The sequence below is a fragment of the Exiguobacterium sp. SH3S1 genome (genome assembly GCF_004337105.1).
Lineage (GTDB): Bacteria > Bacillota > Bacilli > Exiguobacteriales > Exiguobacteriaceae > Exiguobacterium > Exiguobacterium aurantiacum_A.
Map to the genome: position 1 here is coordinate 1 of NZ_SJUW01000011.1, position 17,632 is coordinate 17,632.

Consider the following 17,632-nt stretch of genomic DNA (forward strand, 5'->3'; position numbering starts at 1 on the left):
CATCTTTGGCGACGCGCGCCTAACAGCGGCACTCGTCGATCGCGTCATCCATCACGCTCACATACTAAACTTCACAGGTGACAGTTATCGTGTCACGCATGCGTTGTCGAAACACTAAGACCCAGCTAGCAAAGTTCTGTACTTTTCGTTGCATTATTGTGCACATTTGTATTGCAAAATACACCATTCAGGACATCAACTCGCGCATTCCAATTCCGAACTTTGGAATGGATAGTGAACACGTCATCGGACTCCCAACGACTCGTTCCGAAATATAATGAGAACGCATGGGGGTTCGCGATTTCTTCAATTACTTTCGCTTGAAATAACTTCATGCCCTTTTCATAAACTTCTATCCAAAACGTGGCACCTGTCACAGAAACAATCAATTTGAAAACCGCTATCCGATTACGTTTTTTATTTGATTTTGGCGTTTTATTCAATAAGACGACCAACTTGTAGTCGTTCATTTCGATTTGCTTCAAACCTTGTTCGATGATCTCAGAAATCGCTTCTTTTTCACTGAACGTATGTACTTTTAATAGTGGTACGAGCACGTCGCGAACGAGCTCAGCAAAATGACGAAACTTCTCTTTCTCGTCAAGAATCATCAAGTAGTCCTCATAGTCGAACGTCTTACTCATGAACTCATGAATCAACACTTGATGACTAGTGTCGTCAAACGTGTGTTGCGTGTATGACTTCGTCTCACTTCCCTCTAAAAGTTCGATTCCAACAAGGGCATGGGAAGTAAATTGGAGTGCTCCACGTTCGATATGTCTCGATAAATGACTCGAGAGCAATTCTTCAAAAACGTATGACGAGTGAATCTCGGTGATGTGTCTCTTCCTCCAGTTCCGGTCACGCTGTTGATTAAGAGTTGTGCCTAAACGGATTGAAAAACTGCTCATCTACATACCTCCATGTTCTCTAATACTATCATACAAAAACTCCCTTTAATAATCACTCGGATCATTAAAGGGAGTCATTTTTATTTGATTACTTTGTATTCCAGCGCTTCCCCGTTCGTTTCAATCACATGCTTGTACCAATCGAACGAGTCTTTCTTCATCCGCTCCATCGAGCCGTTGCCTTCATTGTCACGGTCGACGTAGATCATGCCGTAGCGTTTTTTCATCTCGCCCGTCGTGAATCTTCCCGTCAACAATCTCATCGACGGCGCCGAAACCGTTCTCGACGATGAAGAGCGGAATCTGATAGCGGTCATACAACCGGTTAAGCACGTAGCGGAGACCGACCGGGTCAATCGCCCAACCCCAGTCGCTCGACTTGATATATGGGTTCTCGACACCGTTCGGCAGACCGCCGTTGACGATGTCGCCGCTGTTGTCGGCGACGACGTCACTCTTCACGGTCGTCGACATGTAGTAGCTGAAACCGAGGTAGTCGACAGTCCCGTTCTTCAAGATGTCGTCGTCCCCGTCTAGAATCGGGATATTGTAGCCCTCTCGCTCGAACTCGTTCAAAGCGTAGCTCGGATAGAACCCACGTACTTGCACGTCCGGGAAGAAGTAGCGCTGGCGCATCATCTCCTCGGCGAGCATGACGTCGTCCGGGTTCGACGAATACGGATAGATCGGCACGTGCGATACCATCGCCCCGATCTCGAAGTCCGGGTTGATCGCTTTCCCTTTGGCGACAGCGAGCGCGCTCGCGATCAACTCATGGTGCCCCGTCTGATACATGACTTCACGGGCGTTCTCGCCGTCCTCGACGATGACGCCTGAGTTCGTCCAGAGGAAGAGCGGGTTGTTGACGTCCATCTTGTTGTTGATCTCGTTGAACGTCATCCAATATTTGACCTTGTCTTTGTAACGGTCGAAACACACTTCGGCGAAGCGGACGAAATGGTCGACGACGGCCCGGTTGCGGAACCCGCCGTACTCACGGGCGAGGTGGAGCGGCATCTCGAAGTGGGACAACGTGATGATCGGCTCGATGCCGTGCTTCAACAGCTCATCGAACAAGTCATCGTAAAACTTGAGCCCGGCCTCGTTCGGTTCGGCGTCGTCACCGTTCGGGAAGATGCGGCTCCAGCCGATCGACGTCCGGAGACACTTCAAACCCATCTCGGCGAACAAGGCGACGTCTTCTTTATAGCGGTGGTAGAAGTCGATTGCCTCATGGTTCGGATAAAACTCGTCCGGCTCGACCTTGTCCGTGATCCGGCGTGCGACGCCATGGGCGCCTGCTGTCAAGACGTCGACGACGCTCGGGCCTTTGCCGTCGGCGTCCCAGCCGCCTTCAAATTGATGGGCGGCGAGGGCGCCACCCCATAGAAAATCTTTCGGTAATGTCTTCATGTTTATTCCTCCTTATTGATGAACAATCGTGAGCATCGGCTTCGTTGTGTCTGTCTCATCGCTTGGTTGAACGAGTACATCGGCGTAAGTCGAGCTGTTCGTCACGATGACTGGTGTGATACTTGATAAGTTATGGGCGGCAATCATGTCGCGATCGAACGTCATCAATACATCGCCCGCTTTGAAGCTGTCCCCATCTTTGACGTGGACAGTGAACGGTTTCCCGTCAAGTGTCACGGTGTCGAGCCCGACGTGAATCAAGAGCTCGATCCCTGAGTTCGAACGCAGTCCAATCGCATGTTTCGTCGGTGCGACCATGACGACCGTCCCATCTAATGGCGCCACAATGTTATTCCCGTTTGGTTCGACGGCGTAACCTTTCCCCATTGCCCCAGAGCCGAACACGTCGTCCGGGACATCACTCAAGGCGATGACTCGGCCTGAGAGCGGTGACGTAATCGTTTCTTCTTGGACGACCGTCGCAAAAAGTTGCCCGCTGATTGAACGAGCAACCAGACTTCTCCTGTATAAATATCATTCTCATCTTGAATCCGATCGTGGAAACGATGCGCCTCGACGTCCGCTGAGATGACGAGCTTTTGTTGAAACACATCATCTATAGGCAATGGCGTCCATGTCTGATCCGGCGAGGCCCGTTCCATAAACGCCTTCAGTCGTGCGTTACTTTCAAACACGAGGAGTTCGGACTGCCAAAGCGTCGGAAGGTCTAACAAGACGACGATCCGATATCGCTCATCTCCTCGGAGACGTACGAGACGGGAGGCACCCTCCCTCATCGCCTCGATGATCGCATGTTAAATCCGGCTATTCTCCTGTACGGACAATAAAAACGATTGATCAATCGGGATTTTGTTGTGCCAATACCCGTCGTGAAACGTTGACGGTAACGAATTGGTTTGTTCTTGGATATACATGCGCAACCGTTCCAGCCTTCGTCTGACACCGCGCACTTTCGCTCGTCTCCTCAAGACATTGTCCTCACTAGGTCAACTCCTCCAAAATACCCGCTTCGTAAATGAACAGATCCGTAATATCCGATGTGAGAATAGTTGATATCTGTCTCGGTCGGAATGATTGTCGTCCAGTCGTTCCCCGCTTTATCCTGACTGTATGTCACTTTTATGATTTCCCCACCGCCACGTAACAGTTCCTCATACACGTTTCGAGCGAGTTTATGTAATGCATAGTACTTCGGATAATCCATCCCGATGGAAAGGAACCCGCCTGCTTGCTCCATTCGAACACCTCTTTTCTCTCATCATACAAAAAAACGGCACCGAATGAACGGTACCGCGCGTGACTTCAAAGCCAGATTGGTAAAGAGAAGAAAACCAAGAACAATACGGTCAAGACACCGACGACCGGACTGAGCGAGCGATAGCCCTTCTTGAACAAGACAATCATCGTATAGGCGATGAAGCCGAGCCCGATGCCATCGACGATGGAGTACGTGAACGGGATCATGATAATGACGAGGATCGCCGGGAAGGCCTGCTCCCAATTGTCGAGCGGCAGATGCTTCACGTTCTGGAACATCATCATGCCGATGATGATCAAGACCGGCGCGATCGCCGTCACCGGAATGATCGCGAACAGCGGCAAGAGCAAGAGCGAGACGACGTAAAGACCTGACGTCACGAACGACGAGATGCCGCCGCGTGCGCCGACCGAGATGCCGGCCGCGACCTCGACCGTCGAGACGGTCGGGCTCGAGCCGAACATGGCACCGGCCATCGTCGACAACCCTTGGGCGATCAAGCCTTTCGGGGCTTGATCGTCCTTGCCGATCGCTCGCGTCTGATTCTGGATCAGGCTGATGTTCTCGATCAACAAGACGAGCGTCAACACGCCGACCGCGATCAGGAAGATCGGTGATGTCGACTGCGCGAACGATACGTTGCCGAACACGGTCCCGAACGACTCGAAGAACGGTGTGAGCGCGAACTCACCTGTCCAGTCGAGCGTGCCCGTGACAGCGCTCAAACCGACACCGAACGCGATCGTCCAGAGGAAGCTGCTCGGTCCCATCTTCAAGAACAAAAGAATCGCGACGAATAGCGTCAGGAACGCGACCTGGACCGGTCGCTCCCCAAGGTCTCCGATGTGCAAGAGCGCCCCACCACCGCCCGAGACGATCCCTGCCGCTTCGAGTCCGATCAAGATGAGGAACAGGCCGAGCCCGACCGTCAGTCCGTCATGAATGATCGGCGGGAACGCGTTCGCGAGTTTCCTCGCCACTTTCGTCACCGTCATGAGGACGACAAGCGCCCCCGAGACGAGCGAGACGGCGAGCGCACTCTGCCAGCTCAGTCCCATCTGCAAGACGAGCGTGTACGTGAACAACGCATTGATGCCCATACCAGGTAGGAGCAACAACGGTAAGTTGAACAGTCCCGCGATGAACGTCCCGATGATGCTTGTCAAAATCGCTCCGACGAGCGCTCCCTCGAACGGGAGTCCGGCTTGTGTCAAGATTGCCGCATGTACGGCCGGGATGTATGCTGTCGCCAGAAAGTTCAGCACGCCCCCGTATGTTTCTGTTTTCCATTCTGTTTGTTTTGCCATAGGAATCAATCCTTTGTTGGCACCCTCACCCACCCATGTGGTTACACACGAGACTCATTATATCCTGTCTGACTTCAGACATGCAACACTATCGTAGTTCAATTCCACCTTTGGACCCAGTGTTGAGACGACTCCATCTAAAGGTTCATTTTATAAAATAAGAACAAACGTTCTTATTTTCAACATCTATTTTAGTCGGAATCTGCTATAATGAAGAGGCAGGTTAACACAGCAATAGTGGGGTCAGCCGCCAATTCCGCAATGGAGGAAGGCGGTGGTGCGGATGGAACAACTATGGACCTGGGTCGGCGATTACGTAATCGTCCCGATCCTCGCTCCGATCATTGTTCACTTGGTAATCCACCAAACATCCGATCGTGCAAAGTCTGAACGCACAAAAAAATGACCCCCTCGGCGCAATGAGATGGGTCACTTTCTGATTCACTAACCATTGTGGCGGCTGGGCCACTCTTAAAGTGGTAGCCTGTAAGCCAGAGGCCGGTGTATCGAGCACCGGTCTCTTTCTACTTGCATCATACCATATCTGTTCCCGGTTTTCAGTATTAGAAACACGAAAACGATGAATTTGACGTGACGAACACCGGGTGATTTAACCCGGTGTTTTCATATCTTCTTCTACCGTGTAGCGGGAGAACCATTTCAACATGGCATCCGCCTCTTGTTTCGGGATATCCTCGATCATTTCATTCGATAAGACACCACGAGTCGAGAACAGGACGTTGCATACATCGAAACGGCGCTGAAGCGGCGTTTGTGTCACTTGGACCTGTTCGATCCGCGGCTTGTCCGTCAAAAATGAGTGGACGTTGAACGCACCGGTCCGGAGCTCGACGAAGCGACCGTTCCGAGCGTAGCGCGTCGTCATATAGCTCAACAGGCGGCCGCCGATGATGATGGCCCACAACAGGACGAGCCACCAGGCGTAATCGCGGAAGAAATAGAGGACGACACCACTTATGATGAGACCGAACCAACTGATCCGCATCAGCTTGATCCAAAGCGACCGTGTCGGTAAACGATGGAGCGTGTCGGCCCATATGAACTGGTTGAAGTGCTCGTTCAGCACGGCCATCGCCTTGTCCCGTTTGACGAACGGGAGGATGGTCGATGACTCGTCTTTCAACTCGTCCATCGTGCCCGCAGCGACGAGCTCGACGCCGACGATGTTGAACCAGCGCCGGATGAACGTCTCTTTGATGCGGATCGCTTGAATCTTCTCGTACGGGATCTCTTTCGCCGAGCGGTTCAAGAGCCCTTTCTCGACACGGATCCGGTCGCCTCTTCGTTCGAGTTGGAAGTTCCCATATTTCAAGAAGTTGATGACCATGCCGATGATGACAGACAGGAACAAGACAGTAAGGACAAGCACGCCGATGGCGATGATCGAGGCGCTGATGACCCACTCCCCGACTTGGTCGAACGTCCCATCAAGGTTGATGAAGTCATCGATCGAGGACACGACCGTCGAGGCGACCGGGAAGATGGCGAATACCGACAGCGACGTCAGCGAGGCGATGATGATCTCGCGGGTCGAGATGGCATACAACAAACGGCTCGCCGGTTTTTCAATCGCCACCGGTGCAGATGTCGTGTCTGTCTTCTCTTCCACGGGTAAGTCCGTTTCAGTCTTCCGATGACGGACCTGGTCGAGGATGTCCTCGAGCCGCTTCGCCTCGTTCGGGAAGACGCCGGCCAGTTTGAACGAGGCGTCGTCGCTGTTCGCGTTCGTGTCGAACGTCAACTCGACGACACTGAGCAGACGGTAAAGGAACGGACTGTTCGAATGGACGCTTTGGATCTTATAGAGCGGGAGCGACTTCTCTTTTTTGATCCAGTTCCCGTCGATGATATACATCGTCTTGTCGTCCAAGGCGTAACGGAAATTGCGCCAGCCGAAGAACTTTTGGATCACGTCGAGCAAGAGGAAGAGCAAGATCCCGACGCGCAAGATGATGCCGAACGTCGAACTCCAATCGTTATTGATCACAAATAGCAGTACGAGCGGGATGATAAATGACTTGATGACCTCTAATACACGTAACAGTAAAACGCGAGTCGGTAGACGATGCCAGGTGAGCGTCGCTTCCGTCATACGACATCCTCCTCCTCGATGCGAGCATAGACCGCGATCTGTTCACGGAGCGTCTTCGCGAACGACTCCTCGATCGCATAGATCTCATGCGACCCGGCCGCAGTGCCGATCGTGATTGTCTGCAGGCCGTACTTCCGGAGCAACGGTCCTTGTTGGGCGTGGACGTACTGTACTTTCGTCATCGGGATCAACACGTCGTGTGTCGTGATGATGCCGTGGTGCAGACGAATCTCGAGCGGTCGCACGTCATACGTGAAGCGTTCTTGCTTCCACTTTTGGAAGACGACGATGTCGATCACGCTATAGATGAGATCGATGGCGAGCAAGCCATACATCGTATATTGAAGCCATGTCGGCCAGTCGAAATAGAGCGAGGCGACGACGAGACCGCCGGTGATGACGAGCCCGATCAAGTAAAAGATAGCACTAGACAACCGGAACACGGTCCGTGCCTCGATCGGTAGTTTACCGCTGAGTGATGCTGGTACTGTTTCTATGTCTGACATTGGTGTTTCCCCCTATCCGTTCGGACGCGTTGTCCGTCTCTCTTTTAGTATACGTCGTTTATTTGAAAAAAGTTTCATTCCGCTACAGGGAAGGTGTTCGAGTGCGCCCGAACGGTCCTTACTCATTCGTGCAGTCTAACTAAAAGTCTTCTTGGAAATGTTCGATGTATCTTGAGTGTCCCAAAATTTTGTGGGATGCATATAAGGCTCCTCAGCTTAATTTAATTGAGAACAAATAACATTCATCCGTTTATATGCTGATAAAGACTTTTGAGTTGTTCGCTTATATAGGTGCGCGCAGCGGTATCGTAATAGCGCCAGTGCATACGCATATATAATGAATTAAAAAAAGAAGCGTCCTAAATTTTTATTAGGAAGAATTATCGTCATTCTTATCTGCCAGGCGAAGCTCATCTAGGTCACTGAGCACTACATGTGTCCACTGCTAGAGATTTAATGAGTTGTCTTTCTCGTACATAGATTCAATAATAAAAATCAATCGCTCCTTGGCTAATTAATAAATCGATTTCATGTTCTTTGGAATATGAAAAATCTAGATGAAGTGCAGTATGTAACGAAATATAGGAATTTATCAACGTAGTCCTCTTAATCATGACGCGAGCTTCTCTTTATTCTAAATGAACCTTTAGATGAACGACACTCGATAAAAATATCCCCTCCAAGGTTTCATCATATCTATAAAACATCGCACAATGCGCCATCAATCAAGCGTTGGCAAAACGAAGAATCGCTTCTTTTCTTTAAATGTCAGAACCTCCTCATGACTCTCACCGCTTGCTTTCCACAAAATACGGAGCGTATAGTCACTATCTGAATTCGGTTCAGATCCTAAAAATACAAATTCGTAGTAACTATTTTGCCGCATGTCAATTGGCTCACTTAAAAAGTCTCCAGTCAGTTGAGTGTCATTTTCATAAAAAGACAAGTCGACAATCTCTCCGTCCAATTCGTCCCACGTCAATTCGCCCGCCCATGTCTCCTTTAAAGAATGTGACACGGTATAAATCGCGTTAAACTTTTCATCTTCAGAACTCGCAACGAGCTTTGGCGGGAGTGTCAGTGAAAAGCCCACCCATATCACTAAAAAGAGGCCAATCATTCCTAGTTCAACTTTCAGTTTCTTCACTCCGTCTCCTCCTTTTAACTGATTACCTTTATTCCGTTCGGTAGTCACTTTCCACATTCCTTTTTATCCGGCAAAAAAGCCAAGTCGCATGAGCGGCTTGGCATGTACGTGAAACGTTTAGTCTTCAAAGAACCACTTCTTGCGCGGTTCCACTTTCAAATTGTCGCTATGCTTCTTCATCTCGGTGATGAGGTAGCGTTCGAGTTCGTTCATCGCCTTGACCCAGTTCGTCATCGCCGCGACGAGCGGGACGACGGTCAAGATGAGTTCTTCCTCTTCGTCGCGCATCTTCTCGATCATCAGCTTGGCGAAGTCGAAGTTCTCATGGATCAAGTCTTCCTCGCGGTCAATGATGTGTTCGTTCTCGAGCTCATATGCCGAGAACAAACGCTCATGCCGACGCAGCAAGTGCCGCATATGGCGCAACAGTTCTTCCTCGAGTTGTGGCGGCAGATGTTCGACCGTCAAATAATCGTCGTACAACTTGTCGAGCACGTGGATGGCGGCACTGTTCGTGTCGATCATCTTCGACTTGAGGACGGCCCGACGGTAGATCGGCGTCTTCTTCTCGAGCCAGCGGTTGGCTTTGATCTCTTCTTCGAAGTAATCATACGTCGTCTTCGAACCGCGATGTTTCTTTTTCGTCTCGTCGAGCGATTCGAACGACGAGCGGCCGCCTTCCGTCTCGGAGAACAAGCGGGCAATCCGGACCGCCATTTGAAAGACGGTCGTGATCTCGTCTTCGAGCTTCCGTTCATAGCGCGGTGGGAACAACAACGCGTTGACGAGCAGCGCGACGGTGATCCCCATCATGATGAGCAAGTAACGTTCGCCGGCGAACATAAAGATCGACAGGTCGGACTGGCTCGCCCCTTCCATGATCAAGATCGTCGTCAAGATGACGGTCCGCGTCGTCGACTCGAGGTTCAAGAAGAGCAGGATCGAGATGGCGATGATGATGACGACGCCGATCGCGATCGGTGTCGGGTTCGGTGTCAGCATCAACGAGAACACGGCCAGTAAGGCGCCGATCAAGTTCCCTTTCATCTCCTCTAAAAGCCGGACACCCGTCTGATACACCGACGGCAGCAAGGCGAGCGAGGCCGCGAGTGCAGGGACGACGATTTGTTCAAATTGAAACGCTTCGGCAATAAGTAACACCAGGGCGACAGAAATCCCAGTTTTGATCGTTCTAGCTCCAAATCTCATGCGTTCTCGACACCGGAGTGTCTTCCCCCTTTGTACACGTCATGCAATTTTTTTAGCCGACTTCGGCGTGCGTGAAACATTTGCCCTTCGAACCGGTCGAAGTCAGGTCATTTTGCCCGATTCGAGAGCGCTTCCGTGGTATGATGGCGTTGGATATTTTCTTTAATCTTGATGGGGAGGGGTTTACTTGTCAACCATTGCTTTATTTGGAGGAAGCGGCCGCACGGGGATGCGGATGCTTGAACGATTACTGGAGGACGGACATCACGTCCGCCTATTAACGAGACGACCGCTTCAACCGAGGGACGGTCTTGACGTCATCATCGGCGACGCCACCGACCAGGAAGCCGTCATTGAAACGATACAACGTGCTGACGTCGTCATGTCAGCGCTCGGCACCGACAAACAAAACGTCTTGTCGCGCTTCACCCCGCTCGTCATCGCGGCGATGCAACAGGCAGGACTCAAACGCATCTTGATCGTCGGAACAGCCGGCATTTTACGGGCACACGACTCGGACAACTATCGCTTCGAGACGCGTGAGTCGAAACGGTCGATGACGACCGCAGCCGAAGACCACGCCCGAGCCTATGAGCTGTTCGAAGCCTCCGACCTCGACTACACGATCGTCTGTCCGACGCAATTGATCGAAGGCGAATCTGTCGGTGAGATCGTCATCACGGCCGACGTGTTGGGCACGTTGAACTCAGGCCCGATCGCACGGGATGACGTCGCCGAGCTCATGCTTCGCGCCTGGAAAGACAGAACATACATCAGACACCGCGTCGGGATCACGACGGAATCATGATTAGGGGATGGGGATTATGAGCGAACAACGCATGCGCCTGGCGCAATTGACCGACGTATTTGAAACAGAAGACGAGACCGAGTCGGCCCGGCTCGCCCGGACCGCACTCCGGAAAGTGACGCGTGACGAGATTTGGATTGCCGTCTGCGGTCACTTCTCGGCCGGTAAATCGACGCTGCTCAACAACTGGCTCGGCGACGGGGTATTGCCGACGAGCCCGATTCCGACGAGCGCGAACATCGTCACGCTCCGTAATGGTGACGCAAGTGCCTCGGTCGCCGTCAATGACACGGACTGGATCCGACTCGGGACCGACGAGCTCGAACATTTGGGCGACTACTGCAAAATCGAAGAGATCAAAGAAGTCGAATACGCGCTACCGCGCTTCCCGTTCGGAAGTGATGTCGTCTTGATGGACACACCAGGTATCGACTCGACCGATGAGCGTCACCGCCAAGCGACGGAACGGTCGCTCTTCCTCGCCGACCATTTGTTCTTCATGATGGACTACAATCACGTCCAATCAGAACAGAACATCCAGTTGATGAAACAGTTCAGCGCCGAAGCCCGCCCCTACTCGATCATCATCAATCAGATCGACAAGCACGATGAGACGGAACTTCCGTTTGATGCGTTCAAACGCTCGCTCGAGACGGCGTTTATGCGTCATACCATCAATCCGGACGATATGTTCTACATCTCGCTCCGCGAGCTCGACCACCCGGAGAACGAGGTCGTCCGGCTCCGGACCCACGTCCAAGCCGTCATCGAGACGGCCCGAGAGCAGAGTGAGGCGCGAGCAAATCTCCTCGTCGACACGTTGCTCGACCGGTCTGTACGGTCAATCGAGACAGCGCTCGAACAGCTTCCAGTCGTCGAGAAGCAGACGGCGGAGATCCAATCCCGGCTCCAGCGACTCGAGAAGAAATCGACGTGGCTGCAGTCGTTCCGTCGTGAGTTCTTTAAACACCAGTCCCCGATTGTCGCCAGTGCGCCGATCATGAACTATGAGTTCCGTGAACTGTTGCGGGATTATCTGGAGAGTTGTGCACCTGAGTTCAAAGTCGGCCTGTTCTTCTCAAAAGAAAAGACGCGCCAGGAACGTGTGCGGCGTGAAGACGTCGCCGCCAAAGAGTTTAACCGATTGATTGATACGAACTTGCGGCCCCACTTGATCAAATACGCCGAGGACATCGTCCGTGACTTGAAGCTGCCAGAAGCGATCTTGTCTCGTCCCGACACATTGCCGTCCGCACCGAAGACGCTCATCAGCGAGCAAGTGAAGGCCGGGGCGTCACTCAGTGGCGACACGGTCCTCCAGTTCAGCCGTGACATCGAGTCGGCCCTCGCCGCTTGGGTGACGAAAGTGTCCGACCCGTGGGTCACCTCGGTCGAGGCGTATCTCGAGGCTGAAGGAAAAAACCGGATTGACCAAATCAAGGCCGAGCAAGACGACTTATATGACATGCTCGATACGCTGGCGCTTCAACGCCGGCTTACTGAAAAGCAAGCGCTGCTCTCTACTTACGCCACACGTGATATCTCGGAAGAACGGTTGGGCGACCTCGAGACCCGCCTTTACGTAGAGGCCGGCCAGTTACCGAAAAAACAAGTCGAACACCAGCAACAAGAAGTTGCGTCGACCTCGCTTTTGGGCGATGTTGCTGCTGTTTCATTTGACTTTTCTTATGAATATACGGTATGTGAAATATTAGAACGTCATCCGCTATTTAAGTCACGCGTGAAGTCGTTGCGTCATAAGTTGACCCGGGCCGAGTCCGAGCGTTACACACTCGCCATCTTTGGTGCGTTCTCGTCCGGAAAGTCGTCGACGCTGAACGCGTTGCTCGGCGAAACGGTGCTCCCGACGTCGCCGAACCCGTTGACGGCCTCGATCACAAAGATCGTGCCCCCGAACGGTCAAGCCCATAAGAGCGCCTCGATCACGTTCAAGACACGGGACGAGCTCGAGGCGGAACTGAACGGCTACGGCGCTTCACTTGAAGCGCTCAGCATCGACCACCCGTTCGTCAACGCCGTCAAAAACGCTCCCCTGTCCTATCTCGGCAGTGAGCAGTCGGTCGACTACGACACGTTCTGCTCGTTCGTCACCGAGGAAGAGAAGAGTTGCATCGTCAAGGAGATCGAGCTATATGTCGACTCCCCTTGGGCCGAGCGCGGCATCATCTTCGTCGACACGCCGGGCGCCGACTCCCAGTTCAACCGCCACAGCGAGGTACAGTTCGGCTATATGCGCGACGCCGATGCCGTCCTGTTCGTGACGTACTACAACCACGCCTTCACCGAGACCGACCGCGAGCTCGTCATCCAGCTCGGGCGGGTCCAAGGGACGGGCGGCCATGACATGTTCTTCCTCGTCAACGCGTCCGATTTGGCGACCGATGACGCGGAACGCGATGCCGTGACCGATTACGTGTCGAACCAGTTGACGAAGCTCGGCGTCCGCAATCCGACCGTCCTGCCGATCTCAAGCCGGAACGCCATCCAAGGCAGAAACAATGGTTTCGACCGCTTCTCGGCCAAACTCGAACAGTTCGTCGACCGTGACCTGCGCCAAGCGAACGCCGTCCGCATCAAAGACGAGACGAGCGCTCTCGTCACCGCGTTCGAAGACGTCTTACGCGAAGCCGAAGCCGATGCGACTGTCAAAGAAACACATCGCACACAACTCGAACAGTTGCGTGAGTCCGACAACCGATTGAGCGTCACGACGCTCGTCGACCCGTTCACGCGCGAAGTGAACGAACTGCTCGCCCACCTCGAGACGCGCTCCCTCTTCCGGCTCTCGGACTTCGTCAAGGAGACGTTCCATCCGGTCGAAGTCGACGGCTCGAAGGCGAGTCTCGAGCGCGCCCTGACACGCACGCTCGACAAGTACGCCTACGACATCCACCAAGAGCTGCAAGTGTTCCAATATCGGCTCGAGCGCTTCTTGAAGCAAGAGACAGAACGGTTGATCGAGCGTGAGACGCTCAAACTGCGCCCCGTCTTGCCGACGTTATCATACGAAGAAGACATCGACATCGACTGGCTCCGCGACGCCGTCGATCCGGTCACGTTCGAGGCGGACCCGTTCCGTCCCGTGTTGAAGCACTATAAGAACGCGAATCAATTCTTCGAAGCCGACGGTCGGACGAAGCTGCGCGACGACTTGAGCGCGCGCTTAAAAGCCGCCGTCCGGGAACAGCTCGAAGCAGTCGGGACACGTCAAGCCGAACGGACCGCTTCGCACTTACAATTGCTCGAGACGACGCTCAGCACTGCTTGGAACCGTGAAGTGAACGACCTCGTCGCCGGTGAGCTGAGCGTACTGACGGACGGGCAGTCGTTCGATGACATGAAACAGCGCCTCGATGCGCTCAGAAAGGATTGAACGCATGGGTTCATTATTGCTCGTCGGCCTGATCCCGGCCGTCATCATGACGGTCGCACTCGGGTTGTTTATCCGCCATTTGTATCTCAATAAAGAATCATAAAATAAGCCTCGAGCGCGCGCTCGAGGCTTGTTTTTATACATCTGCCGGATAACGGACGTCGATGCGCCGCCGGATATCGGTCATGACGTCAGCAAGCAACTGCATGTCGTCAAATGAATGGATCTCGGTCTCGCGCTCGCCTGCTAGAATCATAAGCACGAACGCTTCAATCTCGTACTTCATGTGTGTCGTCTGTTCCGTGGCGAGTTCCTCGGTCGTCCCGTCGCGGCCTTCGAACGTCAAGCGGTCGAGCGAGGCGATATCGTCGATGACGATGCGGCCCGCTTCCCCGATGATCTCAGACGGTGCGTCCGTGCCGTGAATCTTCGAATGAAGCACGATGATGTCCATGCCGTCATACGACAAGATGGCCGAACCACTCCCGTCGACCCCAGAGTCGAGTTTGACGGCGTTCGCCTGCACGGCGTCCGGTCGACCGAACAGTTTCAAGGCGGGACCGAGGCAATAGACGCCGAGGTCCATCAGCGAACCATTAGAGAAAGCGGGATTGAACGTGTTTGGGTTATCGCCGCGTTTATACAAGTCGTAGCGTGACGAGTATTGCGATTTGTTCAAGATGACACGCCGGACGGGACCGATGCGATGCAGCGCTTGACGCAATATTTGGAAGTTCGGCATGAACATGTTGCGGAGTGCCTCAAGGAGGACGATGTCGTGCTCGCGCGCCGTCTCGAGCATCAGTTTGACCTCGTCGACGTTCGAGGCGAACGGTTTCTCACAGAGGACGTGCTTGCCGTGCCGCATGAACAGGATACTCTGCTCGGCATGGAGCGAGTTCGGACTTGCGATATAGACCGCGTCGATGACGTCGCTCATCGCCATATCGTCAAGCGATGTGAACGTATGGACGATCCCATACTCGTTTGCGAACTCGGTCGCCCGCTCCGCTGTCCGTGAATAGACGGCCGCAACGGTCGCACCTTCGACTTCGTGGACGGCTTCTAAAAATGAATGGGTGATAAAGTTCGTGCCGATGATACCGAATCGAATCATAAGGATGTACCTCGTTTCTTTAGTGGGTGATAATTTTATGTAGGATGATTTCATCATGGAGCGGGATGCCGTGCTCGCCGATCATTGGAATCGACGATTTTTGTAGGCGGGCCTCATCAACCGCACCAGGGATGATTCGTTCGAGGCGCCAACCCCGCTTTTGATAAAAAGCAAGCGCCTTCAGGTTGTCGTTCGTCGTGATGAGCGACATACGCTTGAGTCGATGAAGCCGGGCCAAGCGCTCCACTTCATCGAGTAGTGACGACCCGATGCCGCGGTTTTCTCGTAAACTATCGAGCGAGATGATTTCAAGTTCCTCTTCTCTAATGACATACGTGATCAGCCCGATGATTGTCGCTTCTTCCATCGCGACGAAACCGTCGAGCGTAGCGCAGTCATACGTCCCGGTCGAGATGACCATTTGAGGTGATCCCCACTCAGCGATAAAGACGTCACGCACCGGCTCACGCAGCGTCGGAATAATAGGTCGAATCATTGTCACTCCGCCCCCTGAACGGAAGGCTGCTTCGGTGCGCTCGCTTCCGTATAGATCCGAAACTGTTTAAACTGATCGTCGTAAATGAGCCGAATCGCCCAAGCAAAGCCTTTCACGTACAAGGAGTACAGCCATGACGATGGGATGAGCGTGAGGCGAATCGTCACGTCCGTCCCATTCGGTGTCTCGGTCAACACATAAGTCGATGTCGATATTCCCTGATTCGTCATCGCTAGCACTTCACACTCATAAGGGCGATTCACATACGTCAATTCGGATTCGACCCGAATCTCTTTCTTCTCGAACTGTTGGACCGAGATGAACAGTTTCCCCGTCACGAGCGATGCGTCCCCATCCTCATAAATGTTTTCAATCAAATGGTCGTTCCATTTGACGATATGTTCATCTTCTGCGAGGCAGGCGAAGACATGGTCGATCGGGGCTTGAATGGTCATCTGATAAGTCGCGATTTCAGTAGGTTGTTTCATTGTTCCTCCTCGTGGACTGGTCTATGTTCTCCTAAAGAAGATTAACCACTCAATCCCTTTAGCGTTCGTCTCGTCCAAATGTGTGGCCGGCACGACGAAGTCTTCGTAATGTTCAGACTCGACAGCCAGCCCCGTCAGCCAGTGATGAAGCGTCGCTTCAGACAATGTGATGGTGACGTCATGATGCTCCACTTGAAGCGAAGACACGTCTCCATACTGAAGCACAAGCCGTTTTTGGATTGAACCAAAACCGGACGTGATTGAGGTCGTCTCAAACGTTTCGATGGAACCATCTTTACATCGGCTCAATTGACGATGAATGTCCATCCGCTTAGAGGCAGGGAAAAATAAATAGGCGATGGATTGTGTATGGCGAACAAGTTCGAACATAATACCCCTTCCTAGCGTAACTGATACTTTCGCTTGTATGTTTCTAAAGTCTCTTTGCCGAGATTGAAACCGAGTAATGCGGCAGTTGTCTTTTGCTTCCATGTTGCCGGATTGAACCCTTCCGGCATCAGAATTCCCTGGAGACCATGATGTTGAACCTGATCCAAACCTTGACGAACGATTGACTTTCCTCGTACAGGGTCGCGCCTGTACATTGAAAAGAAATCGTCTCGTGTCACACTGCTTCACCCTCGATTGTCTGCTCTGAAACCTATTTTGTAGGAGTTCGTATACAAAACTTATAGATATCTTACCTTAGGAGCGTGAGCAAAACATGATTCAGTTGTTACTTATCGGAACGACACATTTGAATATGCCGGACAACGGGGATGTATTGATGCCGGAAGCGTCCGATATCCTCAGTCCGACCCGCCAACAGGAGCTAGACGATTTCGTAGCCCAATGTTCTTGCTTCAAACCGACTACCGTTTGTCTCGAAGTCGCAACCACTGATCAACACTCGTTGAGTCAACGCTATCAATCGTATGTGGCAGACCCTCGCACAGCGACCGAAGATGAGCGCGAGCAAATCGGGTTCCGGCTAGCCAAACTGTGCGACTTGTCATTCGTTCAAGCCGTTGATTGGAACGAGACGATTGACGGTGACAGCCTCGGCGACGTGATGGACACTCATCCGGTCGAGATGGAGGCAATCATCGCGACACAACGCGTACTCATGCATAGCGTGGAGACTGCTTTCCGTCTTCGCTCGATTACTGATTTTTATGCGTATATAAACCAGAGAGAAGTCACGGATGTCATGCATCAAGCCTATACAGACATTGCTGCTATCGGACCGACTGGCTCGCGTTGGGTCGAATCGTATTGGAACGAACGCAACCAGCGCATCTATGAAAACGTGAGGCGTGCCGCGAAGACGGGTGACCGCATCGTGCTATTGTATGGCCTAGCACACGTCCATTTGTTGAGAAAGTTTTTTGAGACGGACGACGACTTTCTCGTCCGTACACTCAATGCCATCCTTACTTAATAC

At 52.6% G+C, this 17,632-nt stretch carries 17 protein-coding genes and 1 pseudogene; 4 read left to right on the top strand and 14 right to left on the bottom strand.

The features are described 5' to 3' along the window. On the top strand, window positions 1–118 hold a 118-nt coding region (locus EVJ26_RS11575), incomplete at its 5' end, for an ATP-binding protein (RefSeq protein ID WP_236635569.1). A gap of 7 nt (window positions 119–125) precedes the next feature. Here EVJ26_RS11575 and EVJ26_RS11580 read toward each other — a convergent pair. The 10 genes and pseudogenes from EVJ26_RS11580 to EVJ26_RS11630 form a co-directional block, all read right to left on the bottom strand. After that, on the bottom strand, window positions 126–611 hold the full coding sequence (locus EVJ26_RS11580; RefSeq protein ID WP_131470518.1) for a hypothetical protein: 486 nt from the start codon (window positions 609–611) through the stop codon (window positions 126–128). Window positions 612–991: 380 nt separating this feature from the next. After that, window positions 992–2,324 (bottom strand): annotated as a pseudogene (locus tag EVJ26_RS11585) (family 1 glycosylhydrolase). 12 nt (window positions 2,325–2,336) lie between these two features. After that, a complete protein-coding gene (locus EVJ26_RS11590; protein WP_236635563.1) occupies window positions 2,337–2,750 on the bottom strand; it encodes a PTS sugar transporter subunit IIA in 414 nt (137 codons plus the stop codon). Beyond that, window positions 2,747–3,121 (bottom strand): DUF3916 domain-containing protein, encoded by a 375-nt coding sequence (locus EVJ26_RS11595; RefSeq protein ID WP_131470520.1) that lies wholly within the window; start codon window positions 3,119–3,121, stop codon window positions 2,747–2,749. The genes EVJ26_RS11590 and EVJ26_RS11595 overlap by 4 nt, the downstream gene beginning before the upstream one ends. 188 nt (window positions 3,122–3,309) lie before the next feature. Beyond that, window positions 3,310–3,582, bottom strand: coding sequence for a hypothetical protein (locus EVJ26_RS11605; protein WP_131457684.1), 273 nt, complete (start codon window positions 3,580–3,582; stop codon window positions 3,310–3,312). A gap of 65 nt (window positions 3,583–3,647) precedes the next feature. After that, the gene (locus EVJ26_RS11610; protein WP_131457683.1) at window positions 3,648–4,910 is read right to left on the bottom strand and encodes an NCS2 family permease; all 1,263 of its coding nucleotides are present in this window, start codon (window positions 4,908–4,910) and stop codon (window positions 3,648–3,650) included. A gap of 610 nt (window positions 4,911–5,520) precedes the next feature. Next, window positions 5,521–7,023 (bottom strand): PH domain-containing protein, encoded by a 1,503-nt coding sequence (locus EVJ26_RS11615; RefSeq protein WP_131470522.1) that lies wholly within the window; start codon window positions 7,021–7,023, stop codon window positions 5,521–5,523. Then, on the bottom strand, window positions 7,020–7,529 hold the full coding sequence (locus EVJ26_RS11620) for a PH domain-containing protein (protein ID WP_070327268.1): 510 nt from the start codon (window positions 7,527–7,529) through the stop codon (window positions 7,020–7,022). The genes EVJ26_RS11615 and EVJ26_RS11620 overlap by 4 nt, the downstream gene beginning before the upstream one ends. 721 nt (window positions 7,530–8,250) lie before the next feature. Next, complete coding sequence (locus EVJ26_RS11625; RefSeq protein WP_070327269.1) at window positions 8,251–8,676, bottom strand: hypothetical protein; 426 nt, start codon at window positions 8,674–8,676, stop codon at window positions 8,251–8,253. 117 nt (window positions 8,677–8,793) lie between these two features. Then, on the bottom strand, window positions 8,794–9,837 hold the full coding sequence (locus EVJ26_RS11630) for an FUSC family protein (RefSeq protein WP_236635564.1): 1,044 nt from the start codon (window positions 9,835–9,837) through the stop codon (window positions 8,794–8,796). Window positions 9,838–10,072: 235 nt separating this feature from the next. Here EVJ26_RS11630 and EVJ26_RS11635 point away from each other — a divergent pair, with 235 nt between their 5' ends. Next, window positions 10,073–10,693 carry an NAD(P)-dependent oxidoreductase gene (locus EVJ26_RS11635; protein WP_131470525.1) on the top strand — a complete coding sequence of 207 codons (621 nt, stop codon included), beginning with the start codon at window positions 10,073–10,075 and terminating at the stop codon, window positions 10,691–10,693. 16 nt (window positions 10,694–10,709) lie between these two features. Beyond that, window positions 10,710–14,087 (top strand): dynamin family protein, encoded by a 3,378-nt coding sequence (locus EVJ26_RS11640; protein WP_236635565.1) that lies wholly within the window; start codon window positions 10,710–10,712, stop codon window positions 14,085–14,087. A gap of 136 nt (window positions 14,088–14,223) precedes the next feature. On the opposite strand, the gene EVJ26_RS11645 is transcribed toward EVJ26_RS11640, so the two are convergent. The 4 genes from EVJ26_RS11645 to EVJ26_RS11660 are packed head-to-tail and all read right to left on the bottom strand — an operon-like array spanning window position 14,224 to window position 16,578. Further along, window positions 14,224–15,204, bottom strand: coding sequence for a Gfo/Idh/MocA family protein (locus EVJ26_RS11645; RefSeq protein WP_131470529.1), 981 nt, complete (start codon window positions 15,202–15,204; stop codon window positions 14,224–14,226). Between the two features lie 19 nt (window positions 15,205–15,223). After that, the gene (locus EVJ26_RS11650) at window positions 15,224–15,700 is read right to left on the bottom strand and encodes a GNAT family N-acetyltransferase (protein ID WP_131470531.1); all 477 of its coding nucleotides are present in this window, start codon (window positions 15,698–15,700) and stop codon (window positions 15,224–15,226) included. A gap of 2 nt (window positions 15,701–15,702) precedes the next feature. Then, entirely contained in the window at window positions 15,703–16,188 is a 486-nt protein-coding gene (locus EVJ26_RS11655; RefSeq protein WP_131470533.1) for an SRPBCC family protein, read from the bottom strand. 21 nt (window positions 16,189–16,209) lie between these two features. After that, window positions 16,210–16,578, bottom strand: coding sequence for a hypothetical protein (locus tag EVJ26_RS11660; RefSeq protein ID WP_131457676.1), 369 nt, complete (start codon window positions 16,576–16,578; stop codon window positions 16,210–16,212). 334 nt (window positions 16,579–16,912) lie between these two features. On the opposite strand from EVJ26_RS11660, the gene EVJ26_RS11665 reads away from it, so the two are divergent. After that, entirely contained in the window at window positions 16,913–17,629 is a 717-nt protein-coding gene (locus tag EVJ26_RS11665) for a DUF5694 domain-containing protein (RefSeq protein WP_131457675.1), read from the top strand. Window positions 17,630–17,632: the final 3 nt, after the last annotated feature.